The following is a 1401-nucleotide window of genomic DNA, read 5'->3' as shown; positions in this document are numbered from 1 at the left end:
TGTGCTTGCCTAAAATAGGTTGACATAAATTTCAACTTATTTATGAGCAAATCGAAATCAGATTCTAAAAAAAGTACAAGTTTAAAAATTCGTCAACGACGTATTTTTAGTGAATCATTCAAACGAGAAAAAGTTAAAGAGTTAACTGCTGGACTTTATACTGTGCGTTCTTTTAGTAAATTGTGGGAAGTAGCTCCTTATACGGTTTATCGTTGGATTTACAAATATTCTCCACAACATAAACAAGGCACAACTATGGTTGTACAACAAGAAAGTGAAGCACAGAAAACTGCGAACTTATTAACTCAGGTCGCTGAACTTGAACGTCGCTTAGGTCAAAAACAAATGCAATTAGACTATCTTGAAAAGCTAGTAGAGTTGGCATCGAAAGAATATGATATTGATTTTAAAAAAAACTTCAATGTCAAACTTTAGAATATTTTCGGATACATACTCGTCACTATCCAATGAGTGATTTATTCAAGCTTTGTGATATCTCAAGACAAGCTCATCATCAGCGACTTATCAGAGAAAAGAACTGGGCTTCATTAGAGTACTTGGTTGTCGGTTTAATTATGCAAATAAGGGAAATACATCCTGGCATGGGTTTAAGAGTGATTTACGACATTCTTAAACCCAATGGATTAGGGCGTGATGCCTTCATTAGTATTGGACTTAGCTATGGTTTTAGATTGATTACCTACAAAAACCAAATCAGAACCACTTTTTCAAGCCCATTTAGTCGTTACAAAAACCTGTTAGTTGATAAACAACTCAATGATATTAACCAGTTATGGACAAGTGATATTACTTATTATAGCATCGCTGATAAATTTTACTATATCGTCATGATTATAGATGTTTATTCTCGAAAAATAATAGGCTATTCCACATCTGACAATATGAGAGCAGAAAACAATTGTAATGCTCTTGAAATGGCTTTCCATACTCGTAAAAAGAAAAAGTACACAGAACTTGTTCACCATTCTGACAGAGGTGGACAATACATTAGTGATGACTATGTCTCTTTACTCAAGAATGCTAACATAGCGATAAGTATGTGTAATGAGGTTTATGAAAATGCACACATTGAAAGAGTAAATGGAACTATTAAAAATCAATATCTTAGATATTGGAATAGTGCAAGCTTTGAGGAGTTAAAAAATAACGTCAAAAAAGCAATCGACACTTATAATAATAAACGACCACATAGCTCTTTACATAAAAGAACGCCTAACTCGTTTGAACAATACATCAAAGAACTTGAGGTCGAGGAAAGACCTAAATTAAACATTTGGACATCCGATGGAACAAAAAAAACAGACCCAAATCAAACTATATTACAATTTTAAGTAAATTAAACAGGATAATAAATCTGTCAACCTATTTTAGGCAAGCACA

The 1401-nt window shown here is 33.0% G+C and carries 2 protein-coding genes; both read left to right on the top strand.

The annotated features are described in order from the left end of the window. The first annotated feature begins 42 nt into the window (after positions 1 to 42). Complete coding sequence (locus VB264_RS24975; protein ID WP_323254118.1) at positions 43 to 435, top strand: transposase; 393 nt, start codon at positions 43 to 45, stop codon at positions 433 to 435. Positions 436 to 446: 11 nt separating this feature from the next. Beyond that, the gene (locus VB264_RS24970) at positions 447 to 1352 is read left to right on the top strand and encodes an IS3 family transposase (protein ID WP_323254120.1); all 906 of its coding nucleotides are present in this window, start codon (positions 447 to 449) and stop codon (positions 1350 to 1352) included. Positions 1353 to 1401 lie beyond the last annotated feature (49 nt).

Source organism: Arcicella aquatica, from assembly GCF_034928825.1.
In the GTDB taxonomy this organism is placed as follows: Bacteria; Bacteroidota; Bacteroidia; order Cytophagales; family Spirosomataceae; genus Arcicella; species Arcicella aquatica.
This window is presented reverse-complemented; position numbering and strand designations above follow the sequence as displayed.